The organism is Streptomyces amritsarensis (assembly GCF_001953875.1).
Taxonomy (GTDB): domain Bacteria; phylum Actinomycetota; class Actinomycetes; order Streptomycetales; family Streptomycetaceae; genus Streptomyces; species Streptomyces amritsarensis.
This window is the reverse complement of sequence record NZ_MQUR01000139.1, coordinates 1-14,552: the sequence shown is the minus strand read 5'-3', so window position 1 is coordinate 14,552 and position 14,552 is coordinate 1. Positions and strand designations below refer to the sequence as shown.

At 75.4% G+C, this 14,552-nt stretch carries 7 protein-coding genes; 1 reads left to right on the top strand and 6 read right to left on the bottom strand.

Features of this window, described 5'->3' with window-relative positions:
* Window positions 1-29 precede the first annotated feature (29 nt).
* From AVW11_RS33425 to AVW11_RS33400, 6 genes are all read right to left on the bottom strand, one after another.
* A complete protein-coding gene (locus tag AVW11_RS33425) occupies window positions 30-3,089 on the bottom strand; it encodes a condensation domain-containing protein (RefSeq protein ID WP_076046902.1) in 3,060 nt (1,019 codons plus the stop codon).
* A complete protein-coding gene (locus tag AVW11_RS33420; RefSeq protein ID WP_076046901.1) occupies window positions 3,079-4,935 on the bottom strand; it encodes a non-ribosomal peptide synthetase in 1,857 nt (618 codons plus the stop codon). The genes AVW11_RS33425 and AVW11_RS33420 overlap by 11 nt, the downstream gene beginning before the upstream one ends.
* Window position 4,936: 1 nt before the next feature.
* Entirely contained in the window at window positions 4,937-6,859 is a 1,923-nt protein-coding gene (locus tag AVW11_RS33415) for a non-ribosomal peptide synthetase (protein ID WP_076046900.1), read from the bottom strand.
* Window positions 6,859-10,038 (bottom strand): non-ribosomal peptide synthetase, encoded by a 3,180-nt coding sequence (locus tag AVW11_RS33410; protein WP_076046899.1) that lies wholly within the window; start codon window positions 10,036-10,038, stop codon window positions 6,859-6,861. Before AVW11_RS33410 ends, AVW11_RS33415 begins: the two co-directional genes overlap by 1 nt.
* 401 nt (window positions 10,039-10,439) lie before the next feature.
* On the bottom strand, window positions 10,440-11,762 hold the full coding sequence (locus AVW11_RS33405) for a condensation domain-containing protein (RefSeq protein ID WP_076046898.1): 1,323 nt from the start codon (window positions 11,760-11,762) through the stop codon (window positions 10,440-10,442).
* An 83-nt stretch (window positions 11,763-11,845) separates the two neighbouring features.
* On the bottom strand, window positions 11,846-13,189 hold the full coding sequence (locus AVW11_RS33400; protein ID WP_079250898.1) for an MFS transporter: 1,344 nt from the start codon (window positions 13,187-13,189) through the stop codon (window positions 11,846-11,848).
* An 872-nt stretch (window positions 13,190-14,061) separates the two neighbouring features.
* On the opposite strand from AVW11_RS33400, the gene AVW11_RS37575 reads away from it, so the two are divergent.
* Window positions 14,062-14,508, top strand: coding sequence for an STAS domain-containing protein (locus tag AVW11_RS37575; RefSeq protein ID WP_076046897.1), 447 nt, complete (start codon window positions 14,062-14,064; stop codon window positions 14,506-14,508).
* The last annotated feature ends 44 nt before the right edge of the window (window positions 14,509-14,552 follow it).

Below are 14,552 nucleotides of genomic sequence, written 5' to 3'. Positions count from 1 at the left end.
CCTGCGTGGCTCCGGGCACGGCGGGTGCGTCAGGCGGTGCCCCCGGCCATGGGGGCGATCATCTCCGCCAGCACTGTCCGGCGGTCCTCTCCGGGCCTGGGGCGCAGGGCGCGGGCCAGGCGGGCGCTGTCGTAGTGCCAGCGGTGGTCCAGGTCGCGGGGGACGGTCCCGCTCTCGTGGACGGCCGGCCGGGTGCCGAGCAGTTCCGTGAGGTCCTGTGCGAGGTCACGCCACGAGACGTGGCCGCTGCACGCGTTGGCGACTCCGTGCACGGGCCGGTCCAGGCATTCGGTCACCGCGCGGGCCAGGGCCGCCGCGTGCACCCAGGCGGCGCCGTACCAGGCGTGTCCGGCGGTGCCGGGACGCGGCAGTTCGATGGGCAGGCCCCGGTCGGCGGCCTGGTAGAGCGTGCCGATGGCGCCCCAGCGCAGCTGTTCGCGCAGCCGGTCGTGCGCCCCCCAGACGATCGGCGAGCGCACCGCGCTCGCGCCGCCGCGGCCCGCCGTTCCCGCGGCGCGCAGCACCATGGCCTCGCAGTCGAGCTTGGCCTGCCCGTACGGGCTGACGGGCTCGTGGGGCGGCGCCTCCTCGGCGACCCGGTCCGTGTCGGGGTGCCCGTAGGCGTCGACGCTGCTGACGAAGACGAACGGGCCGCGCCGCCAGGCGTCGACCATCGCCTCCATCGCCGCCAGGTCCACGTCGTGCCGGGTGAAGGTGCAGGCGGCGTGGACGACCGCGTCCGCCTGCGCGACGGCGTCCCGCAGGCCTGCGAGGTCGCGGAGGTCGCCCTCGATGACGTCCACGCCCTCGGCGGCGATCAGGTGGGCGGACTCGGGCCGGGCCAGGGCCAGCACGGGCCGTCCCTGGGCTGCGAGTTCGCGTACGACGTACGCGCCCACGCCGCCGGTCGCGCCGGTCACCAGCACCGTGCCCGGGCGGCCGGCCCGGGAGCGGGGTGCCGGCCTGCTCGCGGTCTTCGCGGCGCTCTGCCGCGCCGCCCGTTCGTCGAGGAGCGCGGTCAGCGCCCGGGGGGTGCGGGCCTGGAGTACGTCGAGGCCCGTGAGCGGCAGCCCAAGGTCCGTACGCAGCCGCTCCGCGAGCTGAACGGCCTTGAGGGAGTGGCCGCCGAGGGTGAAGAAGTCGTCGTCCGGCGACGGCCGGACACCGAGCACGGCGGCGAAGGTCCCGGTGACCGCGCCGGCCCGGGGGGAGGCCGGGGCGCTCGGTGCGGGCGCCCCGGGGAGCCGGTCGGGGGCGAGCGCGCCGTCGGCCGTGCGCGGCAGGGCGTCGAGCAGGGTGACCGCCGCGGGGAGGGCCTCGGGGGCGAGCGTTCGGCGCAGCAGGGCGAGCAGTTCGTGACCGGACGGGCCGGCGCTGTCGTGGAGGACGGCGTAGGCCACAGGCGGCCCCTGCTCAAGCTGGACCACCACGGCATCGGCGACCACCGGGTGGGCGCGCAGGGCCTGCGCGGCCGGGTGGGGGTCGCCTTGCGGGGCGGAGCCGGCCCGGCTGCCGGCCTCCGGATCGCCGCCGTCACCGCCGCCGTCGTCACCGCCGTCACCGCCGTGGCCCTCGTCGTGCGCCTCGGCGGTGCCGTCCGGGGTGCCCGCGCCGTGGTCCGGGTCGGCAGGGGGAAGCTCGCCCAGGACGAGTTCCGGGTCCGCCGCGACCGCCTGGAGGAGGGCCGCGAAGTCGCGTACCGCTGCTTCCGCCACGGTGTCGTCCAGCATGTTCGCGTCGTACTGGACCAGCGCCTCGGGCCGATCGGGGTCGCCCAGGCCCAGGCCGTACGACAGGCTGAACTTCGCGCCGTCGGAGGGCACGTCGACGTACTCGGCCGAGGTGCCCGGCAGCCGGAGGACCGTCGGCTCGCCGAGTACGTCGGAGGTGACGCGGACCAGCGCGGTGCCGTCCGCGCCGCGCGCCCCGGCACCTAGGCGTTCGAGGACGAGGTCGAAGGGGATGTGCCGGTGGCGCTGCGCTTCGAGGAGCGCGTCGTTCACGCGCCGCAGCAGTCGGGTGAAGGACGGGGCGCCGGAGACGTCCACCCGTACCGGCAGGGTGTTGACGCACAGGCCGACGAGGCCGCGCATGGCGGTGCCGCTGCGGTGGGTGCCGGCCACGCCGATGACGAGGTCGTCGTCGCCGGTGAGGCGGTGCAGCGCGGCGAAGGCCGCGGTGAGGGACACCGCGAAGAGCGTGGCCTGCCGCTGGGCGCCCAGGGCCCGCAGGGCCTCGGGCACGGCGGGTCCGAGAGGTACGCTGCGCACGGCTGCGGGACGCACGGCGGCGGGCGGCTCCACGGCCACCGGCCGGGGAAGGCGCGGTGGGGCGGCGTCGGCCAGCAGGTCGCCCCAGTGCTTCAGTTCCGCCGCGAAGCCGGGCAGGTCCTCGTGTTCGCGGCGTGCGTGGTCGGCGTACTGGGGTGCCGCCGTGAGCTGGTGCGGGTGGGTTCCGTCGGCGGCCGCCGCGTAGAGGACGGCGAGTTCGGCGGCGACGATGTCCAGCGAGGCCCCGTCCATCGCGATGTGGTGGAACGTCAGCAACACGGTGTGGTCCTGCGGGCCGTGGCGCAGTACGAGTGCGCGTACGGCGTCGCCGGCGGCGAGGTCGAACGGTCGGGTCGTCTCGCGCCGCAGCAGCGTCGCGGCGTGCTCCTCGTCGGTGTCGACGACGTGGACGGGAACCGTGCGGGGCGTCGGGAGCACCTCCTGGCAGGGCTCGCCCTCGTGCTCCGCGTAGCGGGTGCGCAGGATGGCGTGCCGGGCCACCAGCGAGGTGAGGGCGGTGGCGAACGCGGCCACGTCGAACGGTCCGCGCACGCGGGTGGCGAACGGGACGTGGTAGGAGTCGCCCGCGCCGCCGAGCCGCTCCATCAGCCACATGCGGCGCTGGGCACGGGAGAGGGGGACGCGGCCCGCCTGAGGGACGTGGCCGTCGCGGTCCGTGCCCGTGGCCTCGGCGGTGGTGCCGGCGGAGACGGCGGGCTCGGCCGTCGTGCGCCGGGTTGTTCCGGCGCGGGCCCGGCGCAGCAGTTCCCGCTGGAGCTGCTGCCGGTCGCGGGGCGCGGAGTCGGCGTCAGTGGGCATCGCTGTGCTCCGGGGTCTCGGGGTGGAGGTCCCGGTGGGCGGCCAGGAGGGCACGCTCGACCAGCGCGGCCTGTGCCGCGACGGTCGGGGCGGCGAAGAAGTCGGCGAGGGGGATCTCCACGCCGAGTTCCTCGCGCAGGTCCTCGGTGACGACGAGGGCGAGCAGGGAATGGCCGCCGAGGAGGAGGAACTCGGCGTCGGCGCTGGTGACCTCGATGCCCAGGGCCTGGCCCCACACCTCGGCGACGGCCTGCTCCAGCGGTGTCATCCGTTCCGCCGGCCCGTCGGCGGGCCCGCTGCCGGCGGTGTGCGCGCGTGCGGTCAGGGCGCGCCGGTCGACCTTCCCGGCCGGGGTGAGGGGCAGCCTGTCCAGCACGGTGACCGCGTCGGGGACGAGGTGGGCGGGCAGGACCGCGGTGAGGCGCTCGCGCAGCGCCGCGCCGGCGGGCACGGGGCCGGGCGCGGCGACGACGAACGCGACGAGGCGCGCCTCGGGGGTGCCGGCGCCGTCGACGGTGACGGCGGCGTCGTCGACGTCCGGCTGCTCGCGGAGGGCGTGTTCGACCTCGGCGGGCTCGATGCGGAAGCCGCGGACCTTCACCTGGTCGTCGTTGCGGCCGTGGAAGTGGAGGACGCCGTCGGGGCGGCGGGAGGCGATGTCGCCCGTACGGTAGAGGCGGCCGCCGATGGAGGCATGCTCGACGAACTTCTCGGCGGTGAGTTCGGGCAGGCCGGTGTATCCGTGGGCGAGCCTGCTGCCGCCGATCCACAGTTCGCCCCGTTCGCCGTCGGCCACCGGGTGCCCGGCGGCGTCCAGGACGTGCGCCGTGGCTCCGCAGATGGGCCTGCCGATCGGTATCTGCGCCTCGCAGTCCTGTGCGGTGACCCGGTGGGCGGTCGCGAAGGTGGTCGTCTCGGTCGGTCCGTAGCCGTTGACGAGTTCCAGCCAGGGGAAGGCGGTGAGCACTTCGCGGGCCTGTGCGGCGGCCATCGCCTCGCCGCCCACGACGACGGTGCGGAGCTGTCCGAAGACCCGGGAGCGGCGCGCGGCGAGCTGGTGGAAGAGGGCGGTGGTGAAGAACGCCACCGTCACACCGTGTCGTTCGACGTGCCGGGCGAGGTCTTCCAGGGAGGGCCGCTGCTCGGTGCAGACGACGACCGCGGCTCCGTTGGCGAGCGCGACCCAGACCTCGAACGTCGAGGCGTCGAAGGTCATCGGCGAGTGGAACAGGACGCGGTCGCGGCCGCCCAGCGTGACGTAGTCGGGCGCGGTGACCAGCTCGGCGATGGCCCGGTGCGGCACGAGGACGCCCTTGGGGCGGCCGGTCGAGCCGGAGGTGAACATGATGAACGCCGGGCTGTCCGGGTCGGACCCGTCGACCGGTCGGCCGCCGGCGAGCGGCTCCTCGGGGAGGGCCAGGACGGGGCCGGGGAAGGCGGCGGCGTCCAGCAGCTTCGCGTCGCCGACGGTGAGCGTCACCTCCGCGTCGGCGATCACCGCCTCCGTCCGCGGACGAGGCTGGGCCGGGTCGAGGGGTACGCACACCGCTCCGGACAGCCAGAGCCCGAGCTGCGCGACGACCGTGCGGTGGGAACGCGCCGTCAGCAGCGCCACCCGGTCGCCGTGGGCCACTCCGTGTCCGCGCAGGCGTGCGGCGAGGGCGTGGCCGGCCTGGAGGAGGCGGCCGTAGGTGAGGCTGGTGTCGCCGTCCACGACGGCGAGGGCGTCGGGGTTCAGCGCGGCGTGCCGCGCGACGAGTGCGGGCAGGGTGGTCGCCGCGTGCGGGGTCGCCGGCAGGGTGGTCGCCGGGTGCGGGGTTGCCGGGGTCGTGTCGAACGTCGTCATGTCAGGCTCCTTCCGGGCGCGGGGTCCGGCGGTTGTCGACGAGGGCGGCGAAGGCCCTCAGGTCGGTGCTGCGCAGCAGCTCGGGGGCGCGCAGCCGCACCCCGGTCTCGCGTTCGAGGGCGGCCAGCAGCCGGGCGGCGATGATGGAGGTGCCGCCGGCGTCCGTGAAGTTGTCACCGAGGCCGGTGCCGGGCCGGCCGAGGAGGTCGCGCACGGTCGTCAGGACGAGCAGCTCGGTAGCCGTGGCGGTGGCGTCGTCGGTGTCGGTGCGGGTGCCGGCCGGGTCGTCCGCGGGGGCGGACGCGGCCTCGGCCGCCAGGGCGGCCAGGGCGGATCGGTCCACCTTGCCGTTGGCGTCGAGCGGGAAGCCGTCCACGATCCGGACGGCGGCGGGGACGGCCTGCTCGGGGAGCCAGGAACGGACCCCGTCGAGGAGCTCCGCGGGCGCCGGGGCGACGCCGTCGGCGGGCCGTACGTGCGCGACGAGGCGGCCGTGGCCGGAGCTGTCGCGCAGTACCGTCACGACGGCGGTGCGCACACGGGGGTGCTGCTCGAAGGCGGCCTCCACCTCGGCCGGTTCGATCCGCACTCCGCTGATCTTCACCTGGTCGTCCAGGCGGCCGAGGAAGTCCAGGCTGCCGTCGGCGTTCATCCGTACGCGGTCGCCGGTGCGGTAGACGCGGTCGATGGCGGGCAGCGCCGGCTCGCGCGGGGGCGCGGTGAACCGGCGGGCGGTGAGTTCGGGGTCGAGGTAGCCCAGTGCCAGGCAGTGGCCGCCGACGCGCAGTTCGCCTTCCTGCCCGCGGGCGACGGGGCGGCCCTCGTCGTCGGTGACGACGAGGGTGACGCCGGGCAGTGCGGTGCCGATGGGCGGCGGGGCCTGGTCGCCGGCCTGCGGGTCGGTGGCGTGCATGGTGTGGGCGGTGGCGAGGACGGTGGCTTCCGCCGGACCGTAGGCGTTGTGGACGGTGGCGGTCACGTCGGCGCCGGGGCGGCGGCGCATCCGGTCGCCGCCGACGACGAGGTGGCGCAGTTTCAGGCCGGGCGGCCAGGGCCGGTCCAGGAGCGGCTCGACGGTGGGGGTGGCCGCCACGGCGTGGGTGAGGGCGGTCTCACGCCACCAGTCGGTGAGGACGCGGCTGTCCCAGCGGGTGTCGTCCGGGGCGGGGACAAGGGCGGCTCCCGAGGTCAGGGCGGCCCACAGTTCCAGCAGGTGCGGGTCGAACGCGACACCGATGAGCAGGGACTGGCGGTCGCCCGGTGCGAGGCCGGTCTCGGCCCGGTACCAGTCCAGGGCGACGGAGAGCGAGGCCTCGGCCACGGCCACCGCCTTGGGCCGGCCGGTGGAACCGGAGGTGAGGACGGCGTACAGGGCGCCCTCGGGTGCGCGCCGGGTGCCGCGGACGGCGTCGGTGAAGGCCGCCACGGCGGTGGCGGGGGCGTTGACCCCGTCGGTGGGCAGCGGCAGCGGGGTGTGTTCCCCGCCGCGGTGGTCCGCGGGCAGGACGCCGGGGTCGCCGATGAGGCAGGCGACGTCGAGGTCCTCGGTGACGGCCTGGGTACGGCGTTCGCCGGGGCGGGGTCCGAGCGGCAGGTAGACGGCACCGATCCGGGCGAGGGCCACGGCGGCCACCACGAGGGCGGCGGAGCGGTCGAGGCAGACGCCGACGAGGTCACCGGGCCGGACGCGGTCGCGCAGGGCGTCGGCGAGCTGCGCGGCGGCCGTGTCGAGGTCCTGGTACGTCCACGTGCGGGTGGAGTCGATCACGGCCAGGGCCTGGGGGGTGCGCCGGGCCCATTCCTCGAAGCGGGCGAGCACGCTGCTCGGTTCGGCGGCGGGCCCGTGGGCGATGCTCGGCGCGGTGTCGAGGCCGGCGTCGTGGGGCGTGGGGGGAACGGCGACTGCGGTCGGGGACTGGCTCATCACGACTCCGTGGAGGGGGCGGTGGGGGCGAGGGCGGCGGCCTGGTCGGCGAGCACCGGGTTGCGGAAGAGCACCTTCAGCGGCGGGCGCTCACCCAGCCGGGGCTCCAGCCAGGCGGCCAGCTCGGCGGCGAGCAGGGAGTGGCCGCCGCTGTGGAAGAAGTGGGAGCGGGCGTCGAAGCGGCTGTGGCCGAGGACCTTGCGCCAGCCTTCGGTGAGCAGAGCCGTCATCGGATCGCCGGAAGCGGCGTCGGCGGCGGCCTCGGCTTCGGCCGCCGGTTCGGGCTCGGCGGCGGCGGTGGCGGACGCGGCCGTCGGGGTGTCGTCGGGGTCGAGCGCCGCCGCACGGCGGGACAGGGCCGTACGGTCGGGCTTGCCGCCCGCGAGGGTCGGCATGCTGTCGAGCCGTGCCCACCGGGCCGGCACGAGGGGGCCGGGCAGGCGGCGGCTCAGCTCGGCGTGCAGCGCCTTCTCGTCGAAGGCGGCGCCGTCGGCCCCGTCTTCGAGGAAGCCGACGAGCCGGGGCCCGCCGGAGCTCTCCCGGTCCAGTACGACGGCGCAGGAGCGGCCGCCGAGCACCGCGGACACCGCCGCCTCGATCTCCTCCAGTTCGATGCGGTGGCCGCGCAGCTTGATCTGGTTGTCGCGCCGCCCGAGGAAGTACAGCAGGCCGTCCAGGCCGCGGTAGCCGAGGTCGCCGGTGAGGTAGACGCGCTGTCCGCCGAGGGCGTCGACGGTGACGAACCGGGCGGCCGTCGCCTCCGTGTTGCCCGCGTAGCCCTCGGCGAGACCGGGTCCGGCGATGGCGAGTTCACCGACCGCACCGGACGGCAGCGGGCGGTGGTGGGCGTCCAGGACGTGGACCCGCTCACCCGGGAGTTCGGTGCCCAGGGGGATCTCGGCGCCTTCGGCGAGGGCGTCCCGGGAGATCTCGTGGACGGTCGAGCTGATGGCCGCCTCCGTGACGCCGTACACGTTGAGCACGGTGGCGTCGGTGTCGGCGAGCACGCCGCGCAGCGCCTGCGCGGGGAGGCGCTCACCGCCGAGGACCAGGAGCCTGGGCGCCCAGCTCTCGTCACGCAGTGCGGGGCGCAGGTCCTCGCGGGTGGCGAGGAAGTAGCTGGTGGGCAGGTTGGCGACGGTCACCCGGGCCGATGCGAGCAGTTCGGCGAGCTCCGCGCCCGTGGGCACCTCGTACTCGGGCAGGACCAGGCACGCGCCGGCGTACAGGGTCGGCAGCACCTCCTCCAGGGCCACGTCGAAGGACGGCTGGGCGAACATCAGGACCCGGTCCGAGGTGGTGAGGGCGAACCGGTCGGCCGTGGCCGTCAGATGGTGCGCCAGCGCCGCGTGGCCGACGGCGACCGGCTTCGGTGTCCCGGTGGAGCCGGAGGTGTGGATGACGTACGCGGTACCGGGAAGTTCGGCGGTTCCGTGCGCGGGCGGCAGCACGGGGGCGTCGATCCGGGCGGTCGGCAGGCCTTCCGGCAGGTCCGGGGCGCCGTCGCCGGTGAGGACGAGGGCCGGGGCGAGCCGTTGCAGCAGCAGGCCGAGGCGGGCCGGCGGGTCGGACGGGGACAGCGGGCAGTAGACGGCGCCGGTGCGCAGGCAGGCGAGCAGGGCGACGACCGAGTCGGTCCCCCTCGGCAGCACCGCGGCCACGGGCCGGCCGGCGGTCACACCGGCGGTCTCCAGCCGTTCGGCGAGCGAGGCGACGCGTGCGTCGAGTTCGCCGTAGGTGAGCCGGCGGGCGCCGCACAGCAGGGCGGGCAGCGACGGGTGGTGTGCGGCCACCGGGTCCAGCGGATCGCGGTCGGCGGGCACGGCGGGGGCCTGGGCGGCCGGCTCCGCGGCGGTCGGGTCCAGGTCGGCCAGCGGCGTCTCGGGGCTGTCGAGATAGGCGCGCAGCAGGTCCAGGAAGCGGCCCGAGACGAGACGGGCGACGTCTTCGCCGAAGAGGTCCATGTCGTAGTCCCACACCAGCGTCATGCCGGGCGCGCCGTGGCGCGTGGTGACCCCGCGCCGGTCGTCGGGGAGCAGGACCACGTCGAGGTCGAAGCGGGTGGTGCCGGTGTTGAAGCCCTCGAAGAGGGTGATGTCGAGGCCGGGTACGTCGATCTCGGGCAGCGGCGCGTCGTGGGCGCTGAACATCACGGAGAAGAGCGGGTTGTCGGCGCCGGAGGTGTGCATGCCGAGCGCCCGGGTCAGCTCCTGGACGGGCACGTCCTGGTGCGGCAGGGCCCGGATGAGGGTGTCGGTGACCTCGTCCATGGTGTCCTGGGCGGGGACGGCACCGTCCAGGGAGAGCGGCAGCGGGATGGTGTTGACGAACATGCCCACGGCGTCCTCGTATCCGACGGGGCGGTTGCCGACGGCGGTGCCGATGACCATCCGGGAGCGTCCGCTGTGCCGGCGCAGGAGCTCGGCGAACAGTCCGAGGAGCGTGGCGAAGGGCGTGAGGCCGCGGGAACGGGCGTGCCCGCGCAGGCGTTCGGCGAGGTCGGCGCCGATGGTCTGGCGCAGCTGTCCGCCGTGGTGGCGTCGTCGGGCGCCGGGGCGGGTCAGGCCCGGCAGCGGCATGTCGTGCTGCTGGTCGCGGAGTTCGGCGCGCCAGAAGTCGAGCGATTCGGCGGCGTAGCCGGCTTCGGCCCGGTCGCGGACGTGGTCCGCGTACGAGGAGGCGGGCGGAAGTTCGAGGCTCTCGCCGAGGACGTGGGCGCGGTAGACGCGGAAGACGTCGTCGAGCAGGATCGCGAAGGAGTGCCCGTCGTGGATCAGGTGGTGCTCGACGTGGACCAGCCGGTGGTGGCGCTCGGCCAGCCGTACGAGGGTCCAGCGGATCAGCGGTGCCTCGAAGGTGTCGAGCGGTGTCTCGGCCTCGGTGCGCAGGAGGCGGGCGAAAGCCGCCTCGGGGTCCTCCTCCGTGCTGAGGTCGCTCGTGTGCAGCCTGGGCGCGCACTGCGGCGCGACCCGCTGCGCGGGTACGGATCCGGTGGAGGCGACGAGTTCGAGCCGCAGCCCGGGGTGGCGCGCCAGGGTGGCGGCGAGCCCCTTGTGCAGTGCCTCGGTGTCGAGCGTGCCCCACAGGTCGAGTGATGCGGTGAAGTTGTAGGCGCGACTGCCGGGCTGCATCTGCTCGTGCAGCCAGACGATCTCCTGCGAGGAGGAGAGGGGAAGCATGGGCGATCCCTGAGGTAGTCGGGTCGTTCTCCGGTGCCGGCCACGGTCGTGTCCGGTGGTCGTGCGGGCGGCTCCGCGGGTCGCGCGATGCCGTTTTCGGCGTGGGGGGATTGCCGTGGGGGGAGGCTCGGGGTGCGCGGCGGCGGACGCCCGGGCGGCGGGCGTCAGGTGCGGCGCGCCGGTGGGCGCCGGCGGGGCGGCGCGGTGATCGCGGTCGGGCGGGGCGGCGGGGGTGCCCGGGGGCCTGCGACGCGCGGCCGGATCGGGTGGGCGGGGAGGACGTGTGCGCGTCGCTCCCGTCGGGCGGGACCGCCGTCCGTTCGGTCCTTCGGCGGCGGAAGGGCGGATGGGCGGCGGGGCGGGCGGGGTGGCCGGGCGGCGGCCCGCCCGGCGTATCGAGGTCACGGCACGGGATGGTCCGAGGGGCGCAGCGCCTGGGTGAGGGCGTCGAACGCCCGGTGCGCGGTCTCGTCGTCGAGTACCGTCCGGTCCCACACCATCCGCAGGCGGATCTCCGCCCCCTGGGTGACGGAGACGGCGAAGGGACCGCGGACCGGCCTGCCGTCGACGTGGACCTCACGGCCCTCGACCCCGTCCAGTACGAGTGGCGGGCGGCGCGTGTCGTCGTCCACGGTGAGCAGGCCGTCGAGGCCTCCGGTCCAGCCCGAGCCCGCGGACCGTACGGCGGCCACGACCGCGTCGAACGGTACGTCGGCCCGGTCGAGGTCGTCCCACCAGGCGTCGGCCGTCGCCTCCGCTCCGGTGCCAGGGCCGGTACCGGAGCCGGAAGCGGAGGCGTGGCCGGTGTCGACCGGGAAGACGAGGGTGTTGAGGAAGCAGCCGACCACCGGCTCGGCTCCCGCGGGCCGGCCGCCCCACGGGTAGCCGAGCGGAACCGTGCGGTCGGGGCCGTACAGCTCGCGGGCGGCGGAGCGGCAGGCGTCGAGCAGTCCGGGGAAGGACACGCCGCCGTCGTGCGCGGGCAGCCGGGCCTGCGCGGCGCCGCTGGGCCTCGCGCCGTCGGGCACGCGTGCCGGGCGGGGTGCCGGTGCGTGGGTGCGCAGTGCGCGCAGCCGGTCCGCCCAGTAGGCGGCCGCCCGGGGTGTCTCCGCCTTCTCCTCGGCGGCGAGTTGGCCGAGGACCGCATCCCGGTAGGCGGCGAGTTCGGCTTCCGTCTCCCCCGGTGCGGGGAGGGATCCGCCGGCTTCCTCGGCGTAGGCGGCACCGAGTTCGTCGACGATCCGGGCGAGCGAGCGGCCGTCGCAGACGGCGTGGTCCAGGACGACGGCGAGGACGTCCTCCTCGCGCTCCTCGTCGTGCACGAGGAAGAGGCGCAGGGCCGGCCCGTGCGCATCCCAGGAGGCCAGCTCGCGCCGGAGCGCGTCGGCGGGCGACTCCCCCGGTACGCGCGCAGGGCGGGTCAGGCCGATGTCCGGATCGGCGGCGACGCTCAGGACGGGAGTGCCGCGGACCACGGTGGGGCGGGAGCGCAGGGCGGTGTGCCGGGACGCGAGTCTGCGGGCGGCGGCCCGCAGGCGTTCGGGGTCGATGGTGGCGGACGGGAACGCGAAGAACATCGGCACCAGGTCGGGGCGCCCCGTCGGGTCCAGCGAACGCACCAGCACGAAGCGGCGCTGCGCCCCGGTGACCGGGAGGAGGGTGTCGGACCGGTCGCCGGCGAGACGCCGGTAACGGGCCAGGTACTGGCTGGTGATGCTGAGCACGTGGTCCTCTTCGTCGTGGCCGCGGTCGCGTGGAACGGTGCGGCGGCTGTGGCGGCGCTCCCCCGGGCGCCGTCGTGCGGTGGTCAGACGGCGGGTGTGGGAGCCGGCCGTTCGTCGTCTTCGACCGGGGTCGTGTCCCGGGGTGTCCCGTGGGCGGCGTCCGTGCCGTCGTCGTCCTGCGGAGCGGGCAGGTCCCGCATCCGGCGCAGCGGCGAGAGCAGCAGCGGCAGGGGGACGGCGAGGATGCCGGCGGCGCACCAGGCGAGCGCCGTGCGCGACCCGTACGACTGGGCGAGGGCTCCGCCGAGGAGCGCGCCGAGCGGCAGGGTGCCCCACATGAGGAAGCGCAGGGTGGCGTTCATCCGGCCGAGCAGGCGGGGCGGGCACATCCCCTGGCGGAAGCTGACCTGGGCGACGTTGTAGACGACGGCGCCGAAGGAGACGACCGCCGATCCGGCGGCGAAGAGGACCGCCCCGGCGAGGCCGTGCCCGGACAGGGGCCACAGCAGTGCGAACGGCCCGGTCACGAGGAGGGACAGGAGGATGACCCGGGCCTGGCCCAGCCGCGCGGCGATGGGTCCGGCGGCCAGGGCGCCCAGGAGGCCTCCCACGGCCGACGCGGACAGCACCAGGCCGAGTCCGCCGGCCTCCAGGCCGACGACGCGGACGAGGTGCACGGTCTGCGTCGCCATCAGGACGGCCGTGCAGAAGTTGGCGAGGCCGGTGGTGAGGGCTATGACGCGGAGCAGCGGGTGGCCGAGGATGAAGCGGACGCCCTCGCCGATCTCCTTGCGCAGGGAGGCCCCGGCGGCGCGTTCGGGTACTTCCTCGGTCTTGTCGATGCGGAGGAGGAACAGGGCGGAGAGTACGTAGCCGACGGCGTCGACGATGACCGCGAACTGCGCGCCGACGAGCTGTACCAGTCCGCCGCCGATGCCGGGGCCGGTCACGTGGGCGGTGGACCGGACGGTCTCCAGCGCGCCGTTGCCCGCCACGAGTTGCTCGCGCGGCAGGATCTGCGGCAGATAGCTCTGATGGGCGACGTCGAAGAACACGGTCGCCACCCCGGTCACGAGTGCGACGGCGTACAGCTGGGCCATGGTCAGGACACCGCCGAGCGCGGCGGCGGGGATGCTCGCCATGGCCGCTGCGCGCACCAGGTCCGCGCGGATCATCAGGGGTCGTTTGCGCATGCGGTCGGTGAGCGCCCCGGCGGGCAGCCCGACGAGCAGGAAGGCGGCGGTCTCGGCGGCGGTCAGGAGCCCCACCTGGAAGGCGGGGGCGTCGAGTACGAGAACGGCCACGAGGGGCAGCGCCACCAGCGTCACCTGGGCACCGAACTGTCCCGTGGCGGCTCCCGCGAGCAGCAGTCGGAAGTCGCGCAAGCGCATGGGGCTACCGGCGGCAGCTCCGGATGTGTCGGACATGTGAACGACATTCACGGATTCCTCGATCAAGAGTCAAAGTAAACCTGTCACTTTCGGACTTGTTTTGCGGCTCCTCGGACATGGATCGGGAAATTTTTCGAACTACTCGGGGTAAGGCGGCGTGAATTCCTGGCACTTGCGCCACGGCGGGCGGCACGTGGGGCAAGGGGGAACAGGGGACACGGCCGGACGGCGGGCGACTTCTCTTACCCTGAGTAACCGTCCGCACCCTGACCGAAAACCTTCATCCGCGGCCACCCGCCTGCGGAGGCGCATATTCCGTCCGTTATGAACACCGCCTGGAACGCCGGTGGTTGTGGCGGGCGGCACAACGCACCCTGTCGCCCCAGGTCAACCGGGTGAGCGGCCCAGGGCCCTGCTCAACCGGCCGGGCCGGTGCGCCGGGGCGGCGAGCCCGGCCGTCTCCCGGCCCCGGGGCCGGGAGACGGTCCGCGGTCAGCGACGGTGGCGGCCGCGGGGCGGCACGGCGGCGGTGTCCCGGTCGCCCGGTGGAGGACGCCGAGACGCTCGTGCGGCAGGGCCCGTACGGCCCGACCGGGCCCGTGCAGTCGATCCGCAACCGGTCCAGCGGCCTGCGCCCGTCCATGGACGCGGCCCGGGTCACCGACGACACGGGCGTCTCCCCATGCGGTTGTGGACGATGTGCTGCCACGCGGCGTTGGCCGCATGGCAGCTGGTCGACGTCGACAGCGGCACGTACGCGGCGGCGCGGGTCGGCGGCAGTCCGAGCGAGCCCGCCTGCCCCGTCCGGGTGGAATCTTTCCCCCGACCGGGGATCCCCGCTGGTCGCATGGGGTGAATGGGACGCGCCCTTCGTTTCCCGACCCCCCGCGGGAGGCGTTGATGGGGACGTGAATACCTCAAGCACCGCCCCGATACTGTCCGCCCCTCTCGCGACCGAGGCGCCGCTCACCGTGTACGACTCGGGCGCGGACAGCGCGCCCGGTGTCATACTCATCCACTCCTGCACGACCCTCGGCACCACCCTGGTCGTCCATCTCGCGGGTGAGATCGACCACTTCAGCGCGGCTCCGCTGCGGGCGTTCCTCGCCTCGGCGGCCGACAACGGCCATACCGGCCTGGTGCTGGACTGCTCGCGGGTCACCTTCTGCGACTCCGGCTTCCTGGCCGCCCTCGACTGGTGGCCCCGGCAGGGACGCCGCCTCAGGCTCACCCACCGCTCCCGGGCCGTGGAGCGCCTCCTGCGCACGGCAGCCGCGGCGGCACTGCCGGCCCCGGCCCCCGGTCCTCCGGCGCGCTGCCGCCCGACTCCCCCGCGCCTGGGCCCCACGGGGTAGCCGGCGGGCAGGTGGGGCCCCGCGTGCGCCGGCCCGCGGGCCGG